A 23,518-nucleotide genomic window follows, 5' to 3' on the forward strand; every position below is an offset into this window, starting at 1 on the left:
AATCCGTCCTCTTTCCCACTCACCCATAAACCCTTAATCAACTAACACTTGCTTAAAAAAGTGTATAACAAACCTATTCATCGACCTTATGTCTTCATGCTTACGCGCATACTGATAAGACACCCGTAAATCTTTCAAAGAAACATCAAACGATCACTAAAGGGGACAGGTTTATTTTCTGAAGCCAGAACCATTCAGAGAAATAAATCTGTCCCCTTTTTCCGTGGTCGGTATCAAACAGCACACCGTCGCGGATGTCGGTCATGTGCACGCCATTGCCGGTCAGATCCAGCAACAGCGGGTCAACGTAAGTGTTGAACGTCGACATCGCCGACAAACCGTTCAGGGTCACGGCACTGCGCAGACTGAAATCCGGTTTGGTGCTGTTTGGGGCTTGGTAGAAATTCGACAGGTAGGTGTTGGGCCGAGCGTTGAGATCAAGCTGCATTTCACCGGGACGAATACCGCCTGAGGCGAGGCTGGCCATTTGGGTGGAGGTGAAATCGGTTTTGTTGAGAATCCCGCCGAGAGCAAAGATGTTGTGCGTCGCGGCGTTTTGGATGAAGCCGTTGGCGACGTCTTGCTGGGCTTTGCTTTCGCCCTGAATTTGGGTTTGCGGTTGCGGTTGCGGGTTCGCGTTAATGTCGATTTGAACCAGTTGCTGGGGCTCAGAAGTAACTATAACGTCATCATGACTCCCAAATATTCTGTCTATTTGAATGTCCAAAAACTCTTTCAGATCCCGCGCTCGCTTCCAATTGGGAAGAGAATCAAAGGGCGTATCGAGACTACCCAAGAAGCGATTCAAGCCTGCCATATTCTGCAACAGTGCAATCGTTATATTTTTTGCATAGTCAACCCTCCCCTCACCGGCTATTTGTACAAAGTCCTGCCCCAATCCAGCAGGCGGTGGTAGCACATCACCGATAGTGCCGGCCCAGTTCCATTTATTCAATTTCAATTTTTCAACAGCAGAGTTTACATCAGCATTAATGATCACATCCAATGGCGGAATACCCTTGCCTGCCAATACATGACCTGCCACTTCATGTGCCAGAGAGTCTGACGCTGCTTGAAAACCAGCACTTGTCAAAACTCGCCCTTTCGATACCACAGCAAAACTCATAGAACCGCGAACCATATCACTGTAAAAGCTATGGTCATTTGAGTTGATACTTTTTGCAGCAACGAGCCAGTTAGCGATGGTCTTTAGTTCCTGAGCAGCAGCAGTATCGGTCGTAACAGACAGTTGCTGACTCACCACCTCATGCATATAACCATATATGCCTTGATAATCGTTTTTATCTTGCAACACCTTCAATCTGGCCAGTTGTGTCGATTCCATATCTATGGTATTCATTAATCCTTACCTACTTCAAAAATAATTCGCTTGAGAAAATTCAACGCGAAAACATCCATTTTTTTTAAATCATCATCAGCACTTTCATACTGATAAGAAACTCTTAAATCACCCATCAACCGCTTAGCGATGAAATTCCTATCCGACGAACTAACAGCCACCTCCACCCCATCATCGCCTGTGAACCTAAACGTATCGAACCCACCGAACTGATAAACCCTCATTCCATTTAACGTTCTGACAGGGCTGCGCCCCTCAAAAATAGCTGTAGTGTCATAGGGGGGAACCGAAACACGAAACATTCTGAATGTAATTATTGAGCCCCCTACTTGGGACCTGACTAATTTCATGCTGGGATACTCAACGGAAATAGTGAGAACTTCACCACCACTATAATCCACCAACCGACAATCTTCAGGAGCCATTTGAAACCGAAACACAACCCCCGCCCCCTTGCCATCTGAAAACTCACAACCGGAGAAATCATTGCCATTCGACGCTGAATAAATCTTCATATACGGATTATCTTTCGGCTCTGGAATCAAGAAGAATAGAAACAGCAAAAAAGACCCCCCCCCGCCTAGCCAATACAAAATCCTCCTAATCGAACCGCTCATAACTCATCCTTCATTAAAAGAAAAAGCAGGGACAGACCACGATTAAATCGATGATTTACCGCTGCACAGTTTCAGAAAAAACGTGGTCTGTTCCCGGTTATGCTACGTCATCCTCAGACATTACATGACCCGCATCGCTGGCAGTCATTTTCATGAAGTTAATGGCCACTTCCCCCGCGACGGAGTCGCCTTTTGCAACTCCGTTAGCGAGAACGGCATATTTGTAGCCTTTGGCAGCGAGGTAGTCGTACATCGCACCCGGCCCCGCTGAACTCAGCAAGGATTTTGCATGATCCAACTCTACAACCGTTAATCCCTGAGTCATAAAAACACTCGCTAGTTAGCTACTTTAGACAGAACAAATTCTTTTGTTAAAACCGCAATACTCTTCCAGTCGCTCAGCTTTTCCGGGGTAAAGCCAATCTTGATCAGCGCATCCAACTGACCAAGCAGAAACTCGCCCCGACAACTGTAAACGCCCACATCTTTGTGATTACCCAAACATTCAAATACTGCTTGAACTTCGCCTTCTTCTTCGCTCCAATAATATTCATTCAGAATCTCAGGAAACGTATTATCTCGTCGCTTCACCAAATAAAGCCCTAAACCATCAATATAACTTGCGCCCTCTACCTGTTGACCTGTCGAATTTCCAAGAAAGGCATCTCGTCGTGCACGCAAATAAAACTCATTGTGGAACATTGGTGTAACCACGACTTCCAAACCATCAAACCCGAGGCCATCTCTAAAATATTTTGAGTGATCTACCGATTGAAAACTTGGCCAAGTTACTACCATAGGTAAAGAAATAAAATTTGCGTCGCACCCAGTATTTTTATGGAACGTATTTTTATCCCAGGTGCTCTCGCCTTCATATTCAGCCCAAAAAACAACATAGCTTCGAGGAACTACTAGCGTCTTTCCGGAGAGTCGACCACATATCGGCTGCGCCGCCTTTTCTTCCAAGCCCTCCGAGCCCCTTGGGGAAACAACCATTAGATATATGAAATATAAAAAAGCACCCAGCAGGACAACGCCACCAACAATGCGTAAAAATTGCCACATACAAACACACGTTTTTAATAGCCACTTCTTGATATTCACAAAAACCTCACACTAAAAAAAAAAACGCCTTCAAAGATACGCGGCAAACCTGACCTGCACTTTCCCCGACACGTCCGTCCTGCGCAAATCCACATTGCGACTAAACATCCGCGTTCCACCCAACGCAAAATCAACCCGCAGATCGAAGTCAGAATCCCACTGAATGCTCGGCGAAGGCGCATGATCAAAAAAACTGTCGCATTCGCCCGAATAAACCCGGTAGTTATTACTGTTAATCACGTCTTTTAAATCCATCCGGCTGTCAAACACAACCACGTCATCGGCACAAAAGGCGCTATCGCCCCGCCTCCCGAACGGGAAACAAGGGCGGCGCTGTAATGTCCATTCGGCGAGGGATAGAGCTTGGTATACACATCGTCATCGAAATCGGCAGTCATGCCGATCAACGTGATCACGCCATACTTCAACACGGTAATAAAACCGATCACCGCCAGTACCACTTCAATAGACGCATCACCGGCACTCCCCGCCTTCGCAGCAAATATCAACGCTCATGCAAACTCTCATCCACATGCTGTTGCAACGGACTCAGGAAGTACTCGATCACCCGCCGCTGATCCGTCTTCACTTCCGCCGTCACCGACATCCCCGGCGACAGCGCCACTCGCTGACCATTGACCATCAAGTGATCGGACTTCAGGCGAATACGGCTGCTGTAAATCAGCCCGCGTTTTTCATCTTCGATGGCGTCGTTCGAGACGCTGAGCACTTCGCCGGCGACGGTGCCGTATTTGGTGAAAGTGAAGGTTTCGACCTTGACCGTGACCGGCTGTCCGGCGCGGACGAAACCGACGTCCTTGTTTTCCAGCATCGCTTCCACTTCTACCGGTTGGTCCGCGGGAACGATGACCATCAACGGCTGGGCCGGTGTGACCACGCCGCCGACGGTGTGGATGGCCAATTGCTGGACGGTGCCGTCCACCGGGGCTTTGAGGCTGGTCAGGGTTTCCTGATAGCGGGCCTTGGCCAGTTCCTGAACCAGGCTCGCGGCTTTTTGGTTGGCCTCTTGTTGCAGGTCGAGCATGGCGCGGCGATTTTGTGCAACGACACCTTCGCGCCGACGCCGCGCCTCACCCTGGGCGGCGGTGGATTGCAACACGCTGGCTTGCTGCACACTCAACTGACGTTGCAGGTCCAGTCGGGCCTGTTCCTTTTCCAGGTATTCATGACGCGCCACGTACTGTTGCGCCAACAGCCGCTGGTAGTCCTCGGCCAGTTGCGTGGCGATCGGCACGGTTTGTCGCAGACTGGCCACCTGGGCCTGGGCAGACTGGATTTCGGCGCTGCGCTGGAGGATTTCCGCGTCGACCAGTTCCAGGCTGCTGCGGTATTCCTGATACTGCCCTTGCAACCAGCGCTGGGCGCTGAGCACCTGCTCCGGGTTGGCGTTGGCAATCGCTCCGATCAGCGATGCCGGTGGCTTTTGCTGATTGATCGCATCGAGCATCGCTGCACTACGGGCACTGTCGATACGGGCCGCCAGCAGGTCACTCTGAATCCGTCTGACGTCGGCGTCCGCCGCCGTCGGGTCGAGCTCGACCAACAGCTCGCCGACTTTCACGGCCTGACCATCACTGACATGGATCGCCCTGACCACCGCCGTTTCGCTGGATTGAATCAGCTTGGTTTTGCCATTCGGAACGATCTTGCCCGAGGCCACGGCCACCACTTCGATCTTGCCGATGCAGGCCCACAGCAACGCCAACACGGCGAACCCCATGATGCTCCAGACGAAGATTCTCGGTGCCGGATGCACGGGGGTGTCCTGCAACTCCAGCGCGGCGGGAAGAAACTGCGCTTCATGTGGCAGGCGCTGCACGCTGTCCATCTGTTTGCGCTGGCGCCAAGAGTCTCGCCAGGCGTGGCGGTAACGCTGCAATAACGAAGGCGTTGCGCTCATGGGAAATCGGTCCTTGAATCCGGAATACAGTGAGTGCCGCCGCGCCCGATATCAGGCGCGGTCGACAAACCAATGACGAGTGAATGAAGGGCTGCTCAGCCCTGTTGCATACGGTGCAGACGCGAATAGTGGCCGGCCTGATGCGTGAGCAATTCGGCATGGCTGCCCTGCTCGACGATTTGCCCGCGATCGACCACCAGAATGCGATTGGCATCGCGAACCGCCGACAATCGGTGGGCGATGATGATCACCGTGCGGCCGGCGCAGATGCTTTGCATGTTCTGCTGGATGATCCGCTCGGACTCGTAGTCCAGGGCGCTGGTGGCCTCATCGAAGATCAGAATCCGCGGGTTGCCGATCAAGGCGCGAGCGATGGCGACCCGTTGCCGCTGACCGCCGGAGAGTGAGGTGCCGTGCTCCCCCACCATGGTGTCGTAGCCCTCGGGCAGCTCCAGAATGAATTCATGAGCGCCAGCCATGGTGGCGGCATGCATCACCGCTTCGAGCGGTGCGCCCGGATCGCTCAGGGCGATGTTTTCGCGGATGCTGCGGTTGAACAGCATGTTGTCCTGCAACACCACGCCGATCTGCCGGCGCAGGGAGGAAACGTCGGCCAGCGCCAGGTCCATGCCATCGACCAGCACCCGTCCGCGCTCGGGCACGTACAGGCGCTGAAGCAGTCGCGTCAGAGTGCTTTTGCCGGAGCCGGAACGCCCCACGACACCAATGACCTCACCGGCCGCGATCTGCAGACTGACCCCGCGCAAGACTTCCGAGCCGTCGGCACGATAACGGAAATGCACCTGGTCGAACTCGATCTGCCCCCTCAGTGGCGGCAACGCACTACGAGTGGCCTGGGACAGCTCGGTGCGGGTGTTGAGAATGTCGCCCAGACGCTGCACCGAAACCCCGGTTTGCTGGAAGCTGGTCCACAACTGCGCCAGGCGCATGATCGGGCCGCTGACGCGACCGGCGAGCATGTTGAAGGCAATCAGCTCGCCCACCGACAGCTGACCATCAATCACCAATCGAGCCCCCAGCCAGAGAGTCGCTACCGTGACCAGTTTGCCGATCAACGACACGCTTTCATTGGCAATGGTGGACAAGGTCTGGGTCTTGAAACCGGCAGCAACATAAGCCGCCATCTGGTTATCCCACTTACGGATTGCCTGGGGCTCGACAGCCATGGATTTCACCGTGTCGATGCCATTCACGGTCTCTACCAGAAACGCCTGGTTCTCGGCGCCACGGGTGAAACTGTCCTGCAACCGGGCACGCAACAGTGGCGTGATGAGCAACGAGACCAACACGTACAACGGCAACGACAGCAGCACGATCAGAGTCAGCCAACCGCTGTAGTAAAACATCACCAGGACGAACACCACGGAGAACAGTACGTCCAGCAACAAGGTGATGGCGTTGCCGGTCAGGAAGCTGCGAATGTTCTCCAGTTCGCGCACTCGGGCGACCGAATCACCGACCCGCCGCGCCTGAAAGTACGCCAGTGGCAGGTTGATCAAATGTCGGAACAATCGCGAACCCAGCTCCACGTCGATACGGCTCGCGGTATGGGCAAACACGTAGCTGCGCAGACCGCTCAAGGCGGACTCGAACACCATGATGCCCAACAACCCAGCCGCGATGACATCGAGGGTGGTCAGACCGTGATGCACCAGCACTTTGTCCATGACCACCTGGAAAAACAACGGCGTCACCAACGCAAACAGCTGCAAGGCAAAGGACACCAGCAGCACTTCGCCCAACAGCTTTCGGTATTTGACGATGGCGGGAATGAACCAGGTGAAGTCGAACCGCGAGGTTTCACCCGGCAACCCGGCCTCGGAACGCACCAGCAGCAGTTCACCGGTCCAGCGCGCCGCCAGGGCCTCGAAGGTGATGACTTCAGGACGCTCCGATCGCGGGTCCTGAATCAGCGCCTTCCCTTGGTCCAGCTTGGCAATGATGAAAAACGTCCCGTCGCCATCGGCCGCAATCGCAGGCATTGGCGTACGGTCCAGACGGGGGATGGTGGTGTTGACCGATTTGGCCTTGAGTCCCAGCTTGCGTGCGGCGAGCAGCAGTTCACGTTGCGTGAATGGCTGATTCGCCGGAGCGAATTCGTGAGCCAGTTGCTCGGCGGATGCCACCACCGAATGAAACCGGGCCAGCATCACCAGACACACGAGACCGGTGTCTGGCGTGGGCGACTCGGCGCCCCTTCCTTGATCACTCATAAGCTTCCATGCGTGCCGCATAGCGGCAATAAATTCATAAATCTTTCAAGAGGTTATATCAAACCCGAAACATTTAGTATCAATACGACATCATCGTCTGAGATTTATTTCACTCAGGCGTATGAATCGATGATCAGAGCGCCTTGCGCTCCTGAGGCGGCAGAAAATCCCGATCCGCGTCGTAGTCCTTTGTCAGGTACATCGCCAAATCGGTCAGGTCTGTTGGACTCAACGTCCCCGCCGCTTGCTTGAGTTTGAGCGTATCGATGATGTAGTCGTAACGAGCGTTGTTGTATTCACGTACAGCGCTATACAGCTGGCGCTGGGCATTGAGCACATCAGCGGTATTACGCGAGCCCAGATCACGACCCACCTGATTGGCCTTGACCGAAGCCTGGCCGGAGCGAATCGTCTGTCGGCGGGCAATCACCTGCTCGATATCGGAATTGACGGCGCGGTAGAAATTGCGGGTGTTCTGCACCACTTCGCGGCGCCGGTCTTCGCGCTCGTCTTCGCTCTGGGCCAGACGTTCGGTCGCTTCGCGCACTTGCGAGCGAGTCATGCCACCGGCGTACAACGGAATGTTCAGCTCCAGACCGATGCTGCCTTGCGCGACATTTCCTCGATAGCCGTTGCGCCCGAAGTCGGTGGGGTTGCTGTAACCGAAGCTGTCGTTTTCGCCCTTGCGCCAGGACGCCACCGCATCGACGGTCGGTGCATAGCCGGCCTTGCGCTGGCGATTGGTTTGCTCGGCAGCAATCACCGCGTAGCTGCTGGCCTGCAACGCAAGGTTCTGACGTACCGCGCGGCTGACCCATTCGTTGGCATCGTTGGGGACCGGAAGCTCCACGGGCAGTTGATGTTGAATGCCCTCGATTGCCGAATACTCCTGGCGTGTCAAACGAGACAGCGCCTCAAACGCATCATCGACCTTGCGCTCGGCGAGCTTTCGATTGGCGCCGGCATTGTCATAAGCGGCCTGGGCGTCGAGCACATCGGTGATGCTCGATGCCCCATTCTCCAGACGCGCCTGGGCCTGTTGCTGTTGGCGCTTGAGCGCCGCTTCCTCGGCTGTGGAGGCTGCCAATAAATCCAGTGCACGCAAGGTTTCGAAGTAGGCCTGAGCCGTTGTCAGCACCAGCCCCTGTTCTTTCGCACCCAATTCAAGTTCGGCCTGTGCGGTACTGGCATGAGCGGCTTCGAGCTGAAACCAGCGATCAGCACGAAACAGTGGCTGGTTGAGATTAGCCTGAAATACCGTGGTGCTGCGGGTGCGGGTCAGGCCGGGCTCATCACGTTGCAGGCGCACCGACTCCACCGTGCTCCCCGCATTGAGCGTGGGCAGTAACCCGGCCCGGGCTTGCGGAACACTTTCGCGTCGAGCCTGGTAATCATGGCGCGCCGCAGAAAGCTGAGCATCGTGTTCAACCGCCTGACGGTAAACCCCCAACAAATCGGCGCGATCAGGACTTGCATCGGCAATAACCGGGATCGTCACTATCGTAAGAATGAGCAGCGGTGTAAAAAAGCGGGTGGGGTGAGTCATAACAATCCATGTCGCGTTCTGGTAAAACGATTCAGCCACGCTGATCAGGGCGAGCATCCTACGCCGAGCCCAAGGCAGCAACAAGACCGAACTGTAGCCACTAGCCATCATCTCGAAAAAAGCCCTGCTCGCACGCCTTGACCTCACGGCAGTGGCGATAACCCCCTTATCCGCATCACCCAAAACATCCTTGGCAACCTGTTCTCTCACGCTCGCGACATCCCGGAAAAATACCGCCTCGACGGGGAGACCGAGCAACGCGAATACCTCGTCGACGGTGAACTGAAAACCTGGAACGGCCCCCTCGCCGTGGTCCGCAGCCCGGTCTACATGGCCGGCGAAAATGGGACGAACAAGTGATTCTCGGGATGGAAACAGACCCGGCCCGAGCGGTTCATTTATTTCGAAAGTTTCATATGTTTTTTTCAGTAAATCTGAAAAATCTACGGTGCTGATCCTTCAATAAAAATGCGTAACTCATTGATTTTATTAATAACAAATAATCATCTTTTTTGAAGCCCTATAGGAGCCGACTGTCGGTGCCGATCAGTTAAGGAACGACACGGACCGTAGCAGCTGGCGAAGCCTGCGTTCGGCTGCGTAGCAGTCGTGAAATCAGGCGACGCGGTTTTCAGGAAGACCTCGCGCTCCGGTTTCACGACTGCTGCGCAGCCGAACGCAGGCTTCGCCAGCTGCTACAGATCGTGTTACCGCTTAATTGATCGGCACTACCTGTTTTCCTGTACTGAAACCTGCCCCTGCAATCGTCGTCCGACGACATCCATCAAATCACAGCCATCGCGCAGTGAAGTCACCAACACCCGCGCCAGCTCACTGTGGACACCCTCCCCAAACGCAATGTTCTCCAGCAGCTGCGTTGCGGTACGAATGCGGTAGGCCGCGGTTTTATGCAACACGTCCAGTGGTGCTTCAGTGTCGATCAGCAATGATGGGATGTTGCAGTCGATGCCAGTGATAGGCATGTATCGATCCATGATGAAAAACCTCCATTGGGTAAAGGCACACGATTATTCAGCGTTGGCAGTTGGACGACCTTCAGACAATCCCCGGGGTGGTTCCAGGTTGTCCAGCGCTCGATTGACCAGCAATTCGCCCAGCGCGGACAGTTGCTGAATACCTACAATGACATGGCGACGCGGGCCTTCCAGTTCACGGGCGAGATCGGTGGCCATGACACTCAGGGAGGCGAGGGTTTCAGAGGCGTGACAGAGCAGGGATTCCGTGTCGACATCCGGAACGACGGCGAAGAAATAGCTGGCAGATGCGGGACGTGTGTGAGTGCGCAGGGGCACGCTGACGAGCTGTTCGGTGACTTTGGCGGGACTGGATGAAGCGACGGTGTCGTTGGGGGAATCGTTTGGTGTTTCCGCGGAATTGGTGCCGAATTTTTTCATAACAGAGTTCCTTGCAAAGTTAAAAAATGCAAGTCCCACACTGCCAGCCGGGACAAGGCTGCTTACTGTACGCGTGTTATTAGAGAGGTAAATACATTAATAATAAATTTAACTTTGTTAATCAAACAAGTGAACATCTGTGCAGAAAAATGATTATAAGTGGTTAATATTCGCGCATCCCTACGCAACACGGCAGCTACAAAAAATAGAGGCTATTGATCGCTAAAAACTGTGCCACACATAAACTCACCCCGCTTCCTCATTTCTGTAAGAAATTTCTCTATTTTGCCGGCACGCCTCGCCGCGAAACATTATCTAACGTTTACCCACCGTGCGCCCGACATTATTTTGTACATAATTCATGCATGAAGGACGCAGGGCTCCCCCAAATAGTATCACCATGACTGTTTCGTTTAGATCGGGAGCTTTTTTTGCAGCTACAAATAAATGGTAATTCTTCAATGCACAGAAAAGAAAAAACAGAAAACTTAAAAAACAACATCAAATATTTAATAAAAAGTCGAGGAGAGACGCAGCTATCTTTATGCAATTCCATTGGCTTAACCAGAACTACGATATACAACATATTGGAGGGAAAGGTTGTAAATGTTCAACAGTCCACAATTCGCAAGATTTCTGATTTTTTTGGCGTCTCGTATAAAGAAATAGAGAGCGTAGACTTTCAGGAAAAAGAAATTATAGAAAATAGTGTTTCCATGCCGCTTCCTATAACGAAGTCATTGGCCATGTGTCGTCTATTTTAGTAGCGTCCTCTGTCTCATTCCTAATATCCGAATACGTAAACTCGTATCTGCTTTGCAGAATAAAAGAACTTACCAACTCCAGATTTCTATTTTTGCGAGTGTTTTTCAGCACTTTCTTTGCGGTGATAATAGACAGCTTTATTTTTTGCTATATTGCTTTTTACGGATCCATGCTCAATAACGAAATACTTAATATCATTTACATCCAGATAGCGATAAAAATGTTTTTAGCTGTTTTGAATATTTTTCCAGCATATGGAGCAAGATCACTATTTCAGAAATGTATGCCAAGCCGGTAAACGTAATGCAATGAATTTCATCGTACATCGGCAATGCATGGATCAAGCAGGTGGTTGAGTCTTGTCCACCGCTGAAAACGATAACGGCCTTTCTGGTCATGGTTCGTTCTTCCTTGGGGTGTCCCGGCAGGGTGCCGGGGCCGTTGACCCTACCGGGAAGCTCAAACTCTGGGTGTGGGAGGTTTCCGAAATAACCGTCTCCGATTTCCGTTTGTGTCAGTTCTATGCGGATTCCCGAGCGTCAACAGTTGAGGAGAACGCGTGCGCTTGCTCGGTTGCTCGGTTGCTCGGTTGCTCGGTAAAGAGGTTGCACGACGCGCCTCACAGGACCGCCAGACCCTTAGTAGTTCACGTTGACCAGAACCAGTTGATGGATGCGGTGTTGAATCAGCATCACAAACCGCGAGCGGCGGCCAAGACGTGGTTGAAGGCTCATCCGACGATGCTGGAGGCGTGGCTTGCCGGGGTTGGCAGTCGGGATGGCCAGGATGGGTTAACGGTGGCCAGTGCCAGGTTGGCCGCTCAAAAACAGTTCACCAATCCCTCGTAGAAGCGCGGGGGATTGAAGAACTCCACGTCACAATGCTTTGAGCATATGGTGGATGGCTTTGTGGCCGGACTTGGGAGCATCGGTAAAAAAATCCGCGATACGAGACGCAAACTTTTGGGTATTCAGGAAAGACTCATTCATTGTCAACGCAGTATCGTTGATCGATACCATGACATAAGCACTCTGACCGCTGCCTACAAAACCGATAGAAGCGTGATCATTGCCATGATGCAAGATAACTAAAATAGAGTCCCGGGCGATCGGGCACTTTTCGACTTCCCATTCCGGCGGCTCATTCCTGTTAAAAACCTGGGCAAGCCGGGATAAAAATGAAGTGTGGCGAGTCGCCTCTTCCTGCAACTTCTGTTTCGCTAAAATCAGCACTTGGCTCCAAGCCTCGGCATCGTAAGAAATATGATCCGGACACCTCTGACAATCATACGAGCGTGGTTCGGCCACCGCCATATAGGTGCCACAAGTCAACGGGGGAGACTCATACCTAAAACCATTGGAAGCGGACATTTCCTCTTTGTACTTACTCAGGAAATTCTTGACAGTAGCAACAGAAGAGCCCGACATCAGACTCGCCTCTTCAGCCCCTGTTGGAAGATCAAAGTAAAGATCATCCAGAACCAATGACCTTGAGGACAGGTCAAGAGGTGAACCATCATTTACCCAGTTAATATCCGATCGCTCCGCCCCGCACTCATCAAATTGCTCCAGCAATGCAACGAGCTGATCGCGCTGAACTGGGTCAGCCATTATTTCAGAGAGCAACGCCGCCGATGCTTCGTAACCACTTTGCGTTTCCAGATCGGCATTGAACCCCTTCATCTCGCGAAGCGCGTAGGCAAGCTCGGCCTTTGAAAGTTGGGGTCTGGCATCATTCATAAAATTTACTCTACCTCCCGATAGTCCGTAGCGCAAAGTGGAACCATGACCGCCTATCGCCGTGCGTCATAGCGAGAAGAAAATGCCCGAGCATCTGCCCCGTTGAAGTGGAAATATTCATCTGGGCGACTCCTGCGCCAAATCACCGTGACGCAGCCGTTGTTGGGTGAGAGCCGGCGCATTTTACATCCTGCCTCGTAAAAATCGATGAGCTTACTGCCTCCTTTGGGATCGGCATGCAACAGCATTTCTCCGTCATTGCCTTCGTCCAAAGCAGCTTGAATCGTGCAATCAATCAGGGTCTTGGCAACACCACGAACCGCTGGCTGCCCCAAAAACTGCTCATAAGCTTCTGACGGTGCATCGGAAAGGTACCAAGTAAAAGCGCGCTGCCGCTCCACGCCCTCGACGTTGCAATGCAATTTCGGAACGATGGAAAGCATCCCGATCGGAAACGTTTGCTCACCTCTCGAAACAACAACGCACATTGCCTTTCCTTTTTCGGAGCAATTACCAGGCATCTGGGTGAGGTAGTTATGGATCCCCACAAGTTTTAGATACGTTGGCCAACGCCATCCAACGTCAGCGCGAACTCTGCGGTCCGTCGCGCCCTCATGTGAATAATTGCTATTGACGAGAGGTTGAACCTTTTCATGCCATTGTTTCGCTAACCCTTTAGTCATCGGTACGACGCAGACTTTCACCTGAAAGGGATTTCCAAAGGTGTCATAGGCCGGTAAGGAGGAAATGGGCCGTTGTAGCGGCATAATCGAGCTTCCTTGCGAGTTTTATTTTTGAATTCCTTGAGGATCGATTTGAGCCGCCATTGGCAAAATCCCAGTTTTACGCGCGTTTCCAAATCTGCGATTGACGCTAGCACAAGCAGCAAAAGTCCGTGACCACACGCTTTTTTCCGGATGTTTCTTACGCCCTGCACGATTCAACCGCTATCCCACCTTCCTGGCTGGCGACCGTGCACCTGACGACCGGAAACAAAAATGAATTGCCACAAAATATTACCTGCGTCATATTACACGCATAATAAAGACCCGTTTCCCACAGGTATTTCCATGACCAGCATGCCCAGCCTTGAACCCGACCTTGCTGTCCCGGTGAGCACACCCAAGCCTCCCCTGCTCAAACGGTTGATCTTGCTCGCTGCGGTCATCGCTGCCCTGGTGTTCGCCGGGCTGTACGCGAGTCACTGGTGGACCGCCGGCCGTTTCACCGAAGAGACCGACGACGCTTACATCGGCGGCGATGTAACGGTGATCGGGCCGAAGGTGGCGGGTTACATCGAAGAAGTGCTGGTCACCGACAACCAGAAGGTCAAGGCCGGCGATGTGCTGATTCGTCTCGACTCCCGCGACTACCGCGCCAACCTGGCCAAGGCCGAAGGTGCGGTGGCCGCCGAAGAAGCGCTGCTCGCCAACCTCGATGCCACCGAACAATTGCAACACGCGGTGATCGGCCAGGCCCGCGCCGGCATCGACGCCGCCGGAGCCGAAACCGCCCGCTCCCGGGATGACGATGCTCGCTACAAAAAACTGGTCGGCAGCAATGCCGTCTCGGTGGAAAGCGCCCAACGCGCCAACGCCACCTTCAAGACCGCCCAAGCCCTCAGCGCCCGGGCCCAGGCTGAATTGCTCGCCGCGCAACGTCAGCTGAACGTGATCGCAACCCAGAAACAGCAAGCCCGCGCCGCGCTGATGCAGGCTCGTGCCGAACGTGATCTGGCGCAATTGAACGTGGGGGACTGTTCAACTTGATGCGAAACCTTGGGGGTGCCATCGGCATCGCCGCGTGCGCGACCATCCTTAATGACCGCACCAACTTGCACTTCACCCGGTTGGCGGAAAACCTCAACAGCACCAATGAAGCACTCAACCAATGGCTGTCCCAGGTCGGCAACAACTTCGCCGCCCTCGGCCAAAGCGGTGACGTGGGCGTCACCGCCAGCCTGCATCAGCTGTGGCTGCTGACCTACCGCGAAGCGCAGACGCAAACCTACGGCGACGCATTCCTGATGATCATGGTCTGCTTCATCATCGCCACGGCGATGGTGCCCTTGATGCGCAAGGTGCAACCACCGGCCGCGCCGAGTTCGGATGCTCATTGAGCCTTGGGTGTCACTCCTGAGGCATTTTGCGGAAGCCTACCGCCAGGCGGTTCCAGGCGTTAATGGTGGTAATGGCCACGGTCAAGTCGACCATTTCCTTGGGGCTGAACTCGGAAGTAGCCAGTTCGTAATCTTCGTCCGGAACGTGGGTCTGGCTCAGCAGCGTGAGGGATTCGGTCCAGGCCAGCGCCGCACGTTCACGCGGGGTGAAGAATGGCGTTTCACGCCAGGCCGAAAGAGTGTATAGGCGACGCTCGGCCTCACCGCCCTTGCGGGCATCGGCGCTGTGCATATCCAGGCAGAACGCGCAGCCGTTGATTTGCGAGGTACGCAGCTTGACCAGTTCGATCAGCGTCTTTTCCAGAGGCAGCTTCGACACAGCGGTTTCCAGCGCGATCATGGCTTTGAGTGCATCAGGGGAAGCAGTGTAGAAATCGATGCGAGGTTTCATGGTGGGCTCCAGTCTAAAGGGGTGTGGAGCTACGTTAATCGCGCAGTGACTTGCAGCAAATAGCCAATTATTGGGAAGTTGAGGATGCCAATGGGACGCCTGCCGACGGCTCACTCGATTGCACCCGCACCCAAGACGTTCGCGCCCCTACGCTCGATTGCGCAGCCACTGCAAAAATCCCTTCTTCTGCACAACCCTAGGCGCTTCCTGAGTCAACGTCTGAGACTTGTTCAAGCGGAAATCCAGCAACGCCTTCATCGCTTCGCTGATGTCATGCCGCGCATCCAGACACGGTTTGAGGTAGTCCTTTTCGATCCGGTACAAGCTGCACGCGGTCTTGGCGCTGAAGTCCGCCGGTAGCGCCGTATCGGACAAAATCCCGCCTTCGCCGATCACCTCACCCGGGCCCATGCGCCCGGATTCGAACTTGACCCCGCCACGGCTCAGCTCCACCGACACCACACCTGATTCGATGATGAACAAATGATCGCTGACCTCCCCCGCCGGCAGGATCATTTCACCGGCGCGGAAGTTTTGCAGGGTCATGTTCTGGCTGAAGGTTTCTTTCTCTTCCTGACGCAGGGTCGAGAAAATGTTCGACGCGTCCAGCAATGCCCGTGGCCGTGACAGGTTGGCAGGTGCATTGGGTTCGACGTTCGACAACAGGCTGACACCGCTGGCCTGCAAGTGCCGGAATGCCAGGTCGAACAGCAGATTACGGACCATGCGTTTCTGGTCCATGGAGACCACGAAACCACTGATTTCGTATTCCACGCCGGTGGCGCTGGAGCCTTTCAACGCGACACACGGCGCCGGTTTGATCAACAAATAGCGGCATCCTTGCATCGCCCGTTCCAGCGCGTCGATCACCGTTTGCGGACGCGCGTGCGGGCTGAGTTGCAGGCTGATGGATACGCCGAAAATGTCACTGGGCCGACTGAAGTTGATGATCTTGGCCTTGGCCGCCAGGGAGTTGGGGATCACCGCCATGCTGCCCTGGGCCGTTTGCAGGCGCGTGGCGCGCCAGTCGATGTCGATAACCCTACCTTCGGTGCCGTCGATGGAGATCCAGTCATCCAGTTGATAGGGTTTGGTGGTGTTGAGGACGATCCCGGAGAACACGTCGCTGAGGGTACTCTGCAAGGCCAGGCCGACGATGATTGCCAACGCACCGGACGTCGCCAACACACCCTTGACCGGCAGATCGAGTACGTACGCCAGTGCCGCGATGATCGCAATCAGGAAAATCACCGCGCCGAGCAGATCCTGGAGCAAGCGCCCGGTGTGCCCGACCCGTTGCATCATCACCGCGCCGATCAGCACCGTCAGGGTGCGTGCACCGAACAGCCACCAGCCGATCTGCAAACCGGTGGCCGCCAGGTGCAGCGGGACGTTGTCGACCCAGGGCGCCGTTTCCATGGGGTTCATGCCTTCGTTGAACAGCAGGACACTGAACAACGAAAAAATCACCAGCCGCACGACCAGTTTCCATTGGCTGCCATTGGCACTGAGCAAGCGCCACAGCCCAAGATCGATAAGGATCAAAGCCATCGCGCAGAGCAACGGGTGATCGGTAAGCAGTGACAGCATCAAGCAACTCCAGCAAGGACCAATGACGCAAACATCGCACGGATTGTAGGAGCTGGCGAAGCCTGCGATCTTTTGGCGATCCAAGAAGATCAAAAGATCGCAGCCTTCGGCAGCTCCTACAAGGGGCGATGTGCGCCGGGGTTACTTGCTGTTAGTCAGCGCGTTGTAGCTGGTAAACAGGTTGCGGTAGTCCGGGATGTGGTTGGAGAACAAGGTGCCCAAGCCTTCCACGTCGTTGCGCCAGTCGCGATGCAGCTCACAGGCCAGGCCGAACCAAGTCATCAACTGTGCGCCGGAGGCCGACATGCGGTCCCAGGCCGATTGACGGGTCAGTTCGTTGAAGGTGCCTGAAGCGTCAGTCACCACGAACACCTCGAAGCCTTCAGCCAGTGCCGACAGCGCCGGGAACGCCACGCACACTTCGGTCACCACGCCGGCGATGATCAGTTGTTTCTTGCCGGTGGCCTTGATCGCCTTGACGAAGTCTTCGTTGTCCCAGGCATTGATCTGGCCAGGACGGGCGATGTACGGCGCGTCCGGGAACAGCGCCTTGAGTTCAGGGACCAGCGGGCCGTTGGGGCCGGTTTCGAAACTGGTGGTGAGAATGGTCGGCAGCTTGAAGTACTTGGCCAGGTCAGCCAGGGCCAACACGTTGTTCTTGAAACGGTCCGGCTCGATGTCGCGCACCAGAGAAAGCAGACCCGCCTGGTGATCGACCAACAGAACGGCGGCGTTATCCTTGTCGAGACGTTTGTAAGAAGTAGTCATGGGAGTAATCCTCGCTTTTTATCGATGCCGAACGGGCCGGCGTGAGAGAAACCTGAAAGTTCGTTAAAACGCGGCCAAGCAAGGGTAGTCGCCCACGCCCGGCACGCCACAGCGTTACAACAATGAGTTCAACCGCTTATCCGACCGAACCGGCCTGACTGGAAGTCAGCGAAGGCCTGATGGATTTCCTGCTCGCTGTTCATCACGAACGGGCCGTGGCCGACGATGGGTTCGTCGATCGGTTCGCCACTGAGCAGCAACACGACGGCATCGTTATTGGCTTCCAGGCTGAGCTGCTGGCCATTGCGTTCGAACAACGCCAACTGCCCTTCGCGCACCAGTTCCACACCGTTGACCTGAACCGTGCCACGCAACACTACAAGTGCCGTGTTACGACCTTCGTGCAGATCCAGGGTCAGCAACTTGCCGCCGTTGAGGCGCAGGTCCCAGACGTCAATCGGGGTAAACGTGCGCGCCGGGCCGGTGTGGCCGTCGAACTCACCGGCGATCAAGCGCAGGCTGCCGGCCTGGTCCTTGAGCGCGATGCTCGGGATGTCGCCATCGAGAATCGTCTGGTAACCGGCGTCGGCCATTTTGTCCTTGGCCGGCAGGTTGACCCACAGCTGCACCATTTCCAGGGTGCCGCCGGTTTTGGCGAAACCTTCGGAGTGGAATTCTTCGTGGAGAATCCCCGAGGCTGCGGTCATCCATTGCACGTCGCCTGGGCCGATCTTGCCGCCGCTGCCGGTGGAGTCGCGGTGTTCCAGCTCGCCTTTGTAGACGATGGTCACCGTCTCGAAACCGCGATGCGGGTGCTGACCAACGCCACGACGCTCGGTGGTCGGGGTGAATTCAGCGGGACCGGCGTGATCGAGCAGCAAAAACGGGCTGATGTGCTTGCCCAGGTTGTCGTAGGAAAACAGCGTGCGAACCGGAAAACCGTCGCCGACCCAATGGGTCCGTGGGCTGGTGTAGATACCGATGATGTTTTTCATTCCGCCTCCGAATCTGGTGTGTGACGCGTTGGACAAAGCTTAAAACTGAACCCTTTGATGCACTAGACTGCAAAAATCAGCCTTAGCGTTCTATATGGAGAACGATGGTGGAAGACCTCAACACCCTCTACTACTTCACCCAAGTGGTGGAGCACCACGGTTTCGCCCCGGCCGGCCGTGCGCTGGACATGCCCAAGTCGAAGCTGAGCCGACGCATTGCCGAGCTCGAAGAGCGCCTCGGCGTACGCCTGCTGCACCGCACCAGCCGGCATTGTTCACTGACGGAAATCGGTCAGGCCTATTACCAGCGCTGCCTGGCGATGCGCGTGGAAGCAGAAAGCGCTGCCGAACTGATCGAACGCAACCGCTCCGAACCCCAGGGCCTGGTGCGCATCAGTTGCCCGACTGCGCTGCTCAACTCCTGGGTCGGGCCAATGCTGACCCGCTACATGCTCAAGTACCCCCTGGTGGAGTTGTTCATCGAGAGCACCAACCGCCGGGTCGACTTGATCCACGAGGGGTTCGACATCGCCCTGCGGGTGCGCTTTCCGCCGCTGGAAAATACCGACATGGTGATGAAGGTGCTGGGCAACAGCACCCAGTGCCTGGTGGGCAGCCCGGCCTTTGTGTCGCGCCTGTCTTCACCGGCCTCCCCGGCTGACCTCAGCGGTTTGCCAAGCCTGCATTGGGGCGCGGCGCAGCGTGAATATCAGTGGGAATTGTTTGGGGCGGACGGCGCCAGCGCGGTGATTCGGCATGCTCCACGAATGGTCACCGATGACCTGTTGGCGTTGCGTCACGCCGTGGTGGCCGGGATTGGCATCGCTCACCTGCCCAGCGTGGTGGTGCGCGATGACATTGCGGCGGGCCGATTGGTGGAACTGGTTCCAGGCTGGGCACCCAAATGCGGGATCGTGCATGCGATCTTCCCGTCACGCCGTGGGCTGCTGCCGTCGGTGCGTGCATTGATCGACTTTCTGGGCGAGGAATTCAGCCACAGCGATATTGCTTAGAAGCCCGTACACACTCGCTGTAGCAGCTGGCGAAGCCTGCGTTCGGCTGCGCAGCAGTCGTGAATCCTGAGCACTAGGTTTCCCTGACACGCCGCGTTGTCTGGTTTCACGACTGCTACGCAGCCGAACGCAGGCTTCGCCAGCTGCTACAGGTCGCGTAAAGACATGGGGCTGGCGGAGTTTTTCGAAGGCATCGGCAACGGTGAACTGCCCTCGCCACCCATCGGCACGCTGATGGACTTCATACCGATCGAATGGTCCGCCGGAATGTTCATCTTTCAGGGCACGCCGGATTCGCGGCATTACAACCCGTTGGGCAGCGTGCATGGCGGTTATGCCGCGACTTTGCTGGATTCGTGCATGGGCTGTGCGATTCATACGCAGCTGAAGAAGGGTCAGGGTTATACGACGCTGGATTTGCGAATCAGCTATGTTCGTGCGCTGAACCATGCCAGCGGACCGGTGCGGGCCGAGGGCAAAATTGTTCATCTGGGGCGCTCGACGGCGCTGGCTGAGGGGCGGATTTATGACGTGGATGGGCGGTTGTATGCGACGGGGTCGACCACCTGCATGATTCTTGAGAATCGGGGATAAAGCTTAAGATCTTTCGATTCATGACTTGCGGTAAACATTGCTTTGCCGAGCCAGCGGTTTTTCTCATGGCCCCCGGGCGCGGGTACATTCCCGCGCCTCATAGTGAGTGGCAAAGGAAAGCAAACCCGCGGCGATCATCTGTTACATCATGATTGTCTGTCCGCTGATCACCGTCGTGTCCACCGTTCTGCTGCCAGTCGACTACGTCAACACCCTCTGAAGTCGGCCCTCCGTTTATCGTCGAGGGCGTTTGGCCTTCGGTTTCTGCGCGGGCTCCTGCACTTTGCGATAAACCCACACCCCAGCACGGTCAGCCAAAACGTCACGCGGCTTTGGCGTTCAGGAGAGCGCCGGTTCTTCCTGTTGCTCAATCAGTGGTTGTCGCACATTCGACGGTCGCCCGGCGAGGTGCGCACACTCGGCAATCACCTTCAGAATCTCGATCACGCCAGGGGTCAGCGCTGTGCCAAGGCAGATGCGCACGCCTGTGGTTGCATGGCCATCGGCGAAAAAGATCCCGCTGCCGGCCACGTGGCATCCGCGTTCGGTGGCCAACTGTTGCAGTGCGGGCATGTCGGTGTGCCGGGGCATTTCGATCCAGTGGATGAAGCCTCCGCGCGGTGGCACGTACACGGTTCCCGAAGGGAAATCTGTGCGCACCAGCGCTTCGACAAAGCTCGCCAGCGATGACAGTTGCGACCTGAGCCTGGCGCAGTGTTCTTCCATGTAGCCGCGCCCGATAAATTCGTTGAGAACATTTTGCGCAAGGCTGGAAACCGCCAGGTTGCGCGAAAACATTTGCGCAAGAATGGCATTGCGGTACTTGCCGGCCAGGCACCAACCGACGCGATAACCGGGTGCGATGGTTTTGGAGAATGACGAACAGTAAATCGTCTGCCCGCTGGTGTCGTAGCTCTTGATGGCGCGCGGGCGCTCTGTTTCCGGCACCAGATCGAAGAAAATGTCGTCCTCGATAATCGGCACGTCCGCTTCGCGCGCGATCTGTGAAAGTCGTGCGCGCGTTTCATCGGGCATGATGAAACCACGGGGATTCTGCAGGGTTGGGTTGAGAAAGATCACCGCGACCTTTTTCAGTTTCAACGCTTCTTCGAGGTGATCGACGTCCAGGCCCAGTTTGCCGTGAGTGCGGATCGGCAGGGCGCGCATGCCCAAGCGTTCGATGGTCTGCAAGATGCCGTAATAGGTCGGCGTTTCGATGGCGACCGTAGCGCCTCTTGGCGCGACGGCTTCGAGGGCCAGTTCCAGGGCAATGGTGTCACCCGAGGTCACGAGGATATCGTCCGGCCCGCAGACCACGCCGCGAGTCAGCATCAGCCCGGCGATGCGCCGTCGCAGCGCCGGCAGGCCCGGCGGCGCGACCAGTCCGGTCAGCGAGTTGTCAGCCTTGCCGGCCAGCACTGAAAGGCATTTGTTGAGGAGCACATTCGGTGTGAGGTCGCTGTGCAGGACGGCCGAGTTCAACGACGCGGTGGTCCTCGAGGCCGCTTGGGAGAGCATCGCGACCACCGCATGATTGATGTTGACCGTGACACTGGAGAAATCAAACCCGCTGGCGGGTTTGGCCTGCCCGGAGGCCGAGACGAAATAGCCGACACGAGGGACGGTCGACACATAGGCATCGGCTTCCAGATCAGCCAAGGCGCGCTGAACGGTAGTGATGCTGGTTTCAAACATTCGCGCCAGGGTGCGGATCGAGGGCAGTTTTGTTTCGGCTGCCCAATCACCACTTTCGATCTGACGAATAATCCAGTCCTTGACTATCCGCCAGCGTTTGTCCGGTAAATCAAACCTGTCCATAAGTTCTCTGTTATTTCTCGAAACAATTCAGAGAAAGTAGAGCAAAACGACTCCCGTTGCAGCAACTATGACGATGTTGAGGGCGACCAGTCCGAAGGCGAATCGAATCAGGTTGTTTTCTTCATGCCGATTGGCGCCCGCCAGCCCGGTGATCAGCGACAGAATCGACAGCGACCCCAGTGCACCATGCCCGGCGGCACTGTTGACCATCGCGGCCAGCCACGCCCCGTGTTCGCTGGTCAGCGCGGCGATGGACGGCATGACGAGGGTGTTGCCGCCGACGTTGGAACCGGTGACGTAACCGGCGATACCCGCCAGCAAGGCGATCGTCGGCGCCAGGGAAATCCCCGACAACGATTGCAGTGTGCGCTGTGCCTCGACGAGGAAACCGGCGTTGACCATCACCTGAGAAAGCAGCAGGAACAGGAAAATCGTCGTGACCGGAAACTTCGCCCGATTGAACAGCGCGCGCCATGGGAAACCCGCTGCGGCGCTTTGTTTGATCGCCATCAGCAGGGTAACAATCAGCAGCGCCAGGCCCGGGGATGCCAATGGCTTCCACGAAACGTGCTCGCCCTTGACGATCCACAGCGCATCCCAGCCCGACATGACAAACAACCCGCGCGACGCCACGATCACCCCCAGCAAGGCCAGATAAGGCCATGCCGCGCTCGGCCAACGCACCAGTTTCTTGCGTTGCGCGTACGAGATGCCCAGACCTACGCAGGCCACGGCAAGACCGGCCAGCACACCGGAGACTTCCGGGCCGATCCACAGGTTGATGGAAAACAGCACGGCGACGAACAGCGCCGTCACCACAATCAGCCCGAGCCACGGCGAGACGGTGCGGATGCCGCCCTGCCACATGGCGATGGCGGCCAGGCAGAGGAACACCGGCGCACTGATCAGCGCCGAATGGCTGCCAAGGGTTTCCGCCGGCAAGTGCGCTAGCAACGCGCCGATCACCGTGGCCAGACCCAAGGTGCCCCATGGCATGATGACCATGCCGGCCAAGGCAATTTTCATCCCCGACTGACGCGTGAACAGGCCCATGAGCAAGGGCACGGTAGCGATCAGCGAGACACCGAAACCGGTCATCGCTTCCAGCAGCGGCGCCAGGCCCAGCACGATGAAGATGACTTGTGCCGGTGGCGTCCAGCCGAGCTCCTTGACCCAGGCGCCGATGGCCTGCGGCGCACCACCGCGCTCGACCAGGATGACGAAGGCCAGCCCCGGTACGATCACGCACGCGGTGCTGAGAAACAGGATCGTGGTGTCCTGAAAGATCGCCGCGGTGATTGTCGTGGACACAGGCCCGGCCGCGCCCAATGCCCACAGCACGAGCACCAGCACCACACCCGCCAGCGCGGCTTGTACCGGTGGCCGGCGGACGATCAGGATCAATGCGATCACCAGAGCGATCGGCGACATTTGCAACAAGAGAGAGCTCATACACAGTTTTCCTTAAC

20 protein-coding genes and 7 pseudogenes are annotated in these 23,518 nt (G+C 55.9%); 7 read left to right on the forward strand and 20 right to left on the reverse strand.

Going from position 1 to position 23,518, the window contains the following annotated elements:
- Nucleotides 1–145: 145 nt before the first annotated feature.
- From CUN63_RS03055 to CUN63_RS03095, 9 genes are all read right to left on the reverse strand, one after another.
- Entirely contained in the window at nt 146–1,360 is a 1,215-nt protein-coding gene (locus CUN63_RS03055) for a hypothetical protein (RefSeq protein WP_129437104.1), read from the reverse strand.
- Complete coding sequence (locus CUN63_RS03060; RefSeq protein WP_129437105.1) at nt 1,360–1,977, reverse strand: hypothetical protein; 618 nt, start codon at nt 1,975–1,977, stop codon at nt 1,360–1,362. The genes CUN63_RS03055 and CUN63_RS03060 overlap by 1 nt, the downstream gene beginning before the upstream one ends.
- A 97-nt stretch (nt 1,978–2,074) precedes the next feature.
- Complete coding sequence (locus tag CUN63_RS03065) at nt 2,075–2,302, reverse strand: hypothetical protein (RefSeq protein WP_129437106.1); 228 nt, start codon at nt 2,300–2,302, stop codon at nt 2,075–2,077.
- Nucleotides 2,303–2,313: 11 nt separating this feature from the next.
- Entirely contained in the window at nt 2,314–3,081 is a 768-nt protein-coding gene (locus CUN63_RS03070) for a hypothetical protein (protein ID WP_129437107.1), read from the reverse strand.
- Between the two features lie 30 nt (nt 3,082–3,111).
- On the reverse strand, nt 3,112–3,336 hold the full coding sequence (locus CUN63_RS03075; RefSeq protein ID WP_129437108.1) for a hypothetical protein: 225 nt from the start codon (nt 3,334–3,336) through the stop codon (nt 3,112–3,114).
- Nucleotides 3,327–3,590 carry a hypothetical protein gene (locus tag CUN63_RS03080; RefSeq protein ID WP_129437109.1) on the reverse strand — a complete coding sequence of 88 codons (264 nt, stop codon included), beginning with the start codon at nt 3,588–3,590 and terminating at the stop codon, nt 3,327–3,329. Before CUN63_RS03080 ends, CUN63_RS03075 begins: the two co-directional genes overlap by 10 nt.
- A complete protein-coding gene (locus tag CUN63_RS03085) occupies nt 3,587–5,002 on the reverse strand; it encodes an HlyD family type I secretion periplasmic adaptor subunit (RefSeq protein ID WP_129437110.1) in 1,416 nt (471 codons plus the stop codon). The genes CUN63_RS03080 and CUN63_RS03085 overlap by 4 nt, the downstream gene beginning before the upstream one ends.
- A gap of 95 nt (nt 5,003–5,097) precedes the next feature.
- Nucleotides 5,098–7,236 (reverse strand): type I secretion system permease/ATPase, encoded by a 2,139-nt coding sequence (locus CUN63_RS03090; protein ID WP_129437111.1) that lies wholly within the window; start codon nt 7,234–7,236, stop codon nt 5,098–5,100.
- 133 nt (nt 7,237–7,369) lie between these two features.
- On the reverse strand, nt 7,370–8,782 hold the full coding sequence (locus CUN63_RS03095; RefSeq protein WP_129437112.1) for a TolC family outer membrane protein: 1,413 nt from the start codon (nt 8,780–8,782) through the stop codon (nt 7,370–7,372).
- Nucleotides 8,783–8,956: 174 nt separating this feature from the next.
- On the opposite strand from CUN63_RS03095, the pseudogene CUN63_RS32035 reads away from it, so the two are divergent.
- Nucleotides 8,957–9,150: pseudogene (locus tag CUN63_RS32035) on the forward strand (NADP-dependent glyceraldehyde-3-phosphate dehydrogenase); the annotation flags it as partial.
- Nucleotides 9,151–9,510: 360 nt separating this feature from the next.
- Here the strand turns inward: CUN63_RS32035 and CUN63_RS03105 are convergent.
- Nucleotides 9,511–9,777, reverse strand: a complete 267-nt coding sequence (locus CUN63_RS03105; protein WP_129437113.1) for a hypothetical protein — start codon at nt 9,775–9,777, stop codon at nt 9,511–9,513.
- A gap of 33 nt (nt 9,778–9,810) precedes the next feature.
- Nucleotides 9,811–10,197, reverse strand: coding sequence for a DUF6124 family protein (locus tag CUN63_RS03110; protein ID WP_129437114.1), 387 nt, complete (start codon nt 10,195–10,197; stop codon nt 9,811–9,813).
- Between the two features lie 461 nt (nt 10,198–10,658).
- Between CUN63_RS03110 and CUN63_RS03115 the strand changes: the two are divergent.
- Nucleotides 10,659–10,913, forward strand: a pseudogene (locus tag CUN63_RS03115) (helix-turn-helix transcriptional regulator); the annotation flags it as partial.
- Nucleotides 10,914–10,924: 11 nt separating this feature from the next.
- Nucleotides 10,925–11,260, forward strand: a pseudogene (locus CUN63_RS03120) (queuosine precursor transporter); the annotation flags it as partial.
- Here the strand turns inward: CUN63_RS03120 and CUN63_RS32625 are convergent.
- The 3 genes and pseudogenes from CUN63_RS32625 to CUN63_RS03140 form a co-directional block, all read right to left on the reverse strand.
- A pseudogene (locus CUN63_RS32625) lies at nt 11,252–11,360 on the reverse strand (7-cyano-7-deazaguanine synthase); the annotation flags it as partial. The pseudogenes CUN63_RS03120 and CUN63_RS32625 overlap by 9 nt on opposite strands.
- A 477-nt stretch (nt 11,361–11,837) precedes the next feature.
- Complete coding sequence (locus CUN63_RS03135) at nt 11,838–12,701, reverse strand: hypothetical protein (RefSeq protein WP_129437117.1); 864 nt, start codon at nt 12,699–12,701, stop codon at nt 11,838–11,840.
- A gap of 53 nt (nt 12,702–12,754) precedes the next feature.
- Nucleotides 12,755–13,468 carry a hypothetical protein gene (locus CUN63_RS03140; protein ID WP_129437119.1) on the reverse strand — a complete coding sequence of 238 codons (714 nt, stop codon included), beginning with the start codon at nt 13,466–13,468 and terminating at the stop codon, nt 12,755–12,757.
- A gap of 303 nt (nt 13,469–13,771) precedes the next feature.
- On the opposite strand from CUN63_RS03140, the pseudogene CUN63_RS03145 reads away from it, so the two are divergent.
- Nucleotides 13,772–14,455, forward strand: a pseudogene (locus CUN63_RS03145) (HlyD family secretion protein); the annotation flags it as partial.
- Nucleotides 14,455–14,820: pseudogene (locus tag CUN63_RS03150) on the forward strand (EmrB/QacA family drug resistance transporter); the annotation flags it as partial. The pseudogenes CUN63_RS03145 and CUN63_RS03150, both read left to right, overlap by 1 nt.
- 10 nt (nt 14,821–14,830) lie before the next feature.
- On the opposite strand, the gene CUN63_RS03155 reads toward CUN63_RS03150, so the two are convergent.
- The 4 genes from CUN63_RS03155 to CUN63_RS03170 all read right to left on the reverse strand — a co-directional run bounded on the left by CUN63_RS03155 (nt 14,831) and on the right by CUN63_RS03170 (nt 18,624).
- The gene (locus tag CUN63_RS03155; protein ID WP_129437121.1) at nt 14,831–15,271 is read right to left on the reverse strand and encodes a carboxymuconolactone decarboxylase family protein; all 441 of its coding nucleotides are present in this window, start codon (nt 15,269–15,271) and stop codon (nt 14,831–14,833) included.
- A gap of 147 nt (nt 15,272–15,418) precedes the next feature.
- Nucleotides 15,419–16,861 carry a mechanosensitive ion channel domain-containing protein gene (locus CUN63_RS03160; RefSeq protein WP_129437123.1) on the reverse strand — a complete coding sequence of 481 codons (1,443 nt, stop codon included), beginning with the start codon at nt 16,859–16,861 and terminating at the stop codon, nt 15,419–15,421.
- A gap of 141 nt (nt 16,862–17,002) precedes the next feature.
- Nucleotides 17,003–17,629 (reverse strand): isochorismate family cysteine hydrolase YcaC, encoded by a 627-nt coding sequence (ycaC, locus tag CUN63_RS03165; protein ID WP_033061120.1) that lies wholly within the window; start codon nt 17,627–17,629, stop codon nt 17,003–17,005.
- Between the two features lie 128 nt (nt 17,630–17,757).
- Nucleotides 17,758–18,624, reverse strand: a complete 867-nt coding sequence (locus tag CUN63_RS03170; protein ID WP_129437125.1) for a pirin family protein — start codon at nt 18,622–18,624, stop codon at nt 17,758–17,760.
- A 104-nt stretch (nt 18,625–18,728) separates the two neighbouring features.
- Here CUN63_RS03170 and CUN63_RS03175 point away from each other — a divergent pair, with 104 nt between their 5' ends.
- Together CUN63_RS03175 and CUN63_RS03180 are read left to right on the forward strand one after the other, a co-directional pair.
- A complete protein-coding gene (locus CUN63_RS03175; RefSeq protein WP_129437126.1) occupies nt 18,729–19,637 on the forward strand; it encodes a LysR substrate-binding domain-containing protein in 909 nt (302 codons plus the stop codon).
- Nucleotides 19,638–19,814: 177 nt separating this feature from the next.
- A pseudogene (locus tag CUN63_RS03180) lies at nt 19,815–20,231 on the forward strand (PaaI family thioesterase); the annotation flags it as partial.
- Between the two features lie 339 nt (nt 20,232–20,570).
- Here CUN63_RS03180 and CUN63_RS03190 read toward each other — a convergent pair.
- Complete coding sequence (locus tag CUN63_RS03190) at nt 20,571–22,049, reverse strand: PLP-dependent aminotransferase family protein (RefSeq protein WP_129437128.1); 1,479 nt, start codon at nt 22,047–22,049, stop codon at nt 20,571–20,573.
- A gap of 27 nt (nt 22,050–22,076) precedes the next feature.
- Entirely contained in the window at nt 22,077–23,501 is a 1,425-nt protein-coding gene (locus tag CUN63_RS03195; RefSeq protein WP_129437130.1) for an L-lactate permease, read from the reverse strand.
- Nucleotides 23,502–23,518: the final 17 nt, after the last annotated feature.

Source organism: Pseudomonas sp. ACM7 (genome assembly GCF_004136015.1).
Taxonomy (GTDB): Bacteria; Pseudomonadota; Gammaproteobacteria; order Pseudomonadales; family Pseudomonadaceae; genus Aquipseudomonas; species Aquipseudomonas frigoris.